This window comes from Pseudoalteromonas holothuriae, assembly GCF_945859825.1.
Classification (GTDB): Bacteria; Pseudomonadota; Gammaproteobacteria; order Enterobacterales; family Alteromonadaceae; genus Pseudoalteromonas; species Pseudoalteromonas holothuriae.
Genome location: NZ_CAMAPC010000083.1, coordinates 1 through 516, shown reverse-complemented (window position 1 = coordinate 516; position 516 = coordinate 1). Strand labels below are relative to the sequence as shown.

Below are 516 nucleotides of genomic sequence, written 5' to 3'. Positions count from 1 at the left end.
ACAGAACTGCACGTATTAATCGATTACGGGGATTGCTTGCTGAGTTTGGAATTATCATGCCTAAAGGTCGCTACCCAGCACAAAAAGTGATTTCTGAAATACTGGAAGATGCTGAGAATAACAAACTAGACAGCCATTATTAAATAATCAGACAATGGACATTCAAAGCCAGCTCCTTTGATATTGTTTTATGCCAAAAGCACTTTTCACTACTATTTTTAGTTTTATCCGAGGTTTTGAATGGTAATTGCAAAAAGTTAGGCGCGGCTTTGCCTACTTTATCAGCATGATTGGCATTAAGTAAGGTAATTTAAGCGAGCAGCTTTTCACATTGACTAATGCTGGTTCGCCGTTTTACTTCTAAATGGGCGTAGTAGCCATCAAGCTTATTGGGGCGCCCTACCGCCCCTTTGAACACTTTGGTAAATTGTGTGGTGAGTTTTAACCAGTTTTCAGGTGCTATGTTTAGTCGCTCTAAGAGTGGAAGTGTGCGCTGCTCTATATGCCCGCGTTTAT

General features: G+C 40.7%; 2 pseudogenes. One reads left to right on the top strand and one right to left on the bottom strand.

The window, feature by feature from the left end:
- A pseudogene (locus tag OCI93_RS20985) lies at positions 1-131 on the top strand (IS110 family transposase); the annotation flags it as partial.
- Between the two features lie 179 nt (positions 132-310).
- Here OCI93_RS20985 and OCI93_RS20980 read toward each other — a convergent pair.
- Positions 311-516: pseudogene (locus tag OCI93_RS20980) on the bottom strand (transposase); the annotation flags it as partial.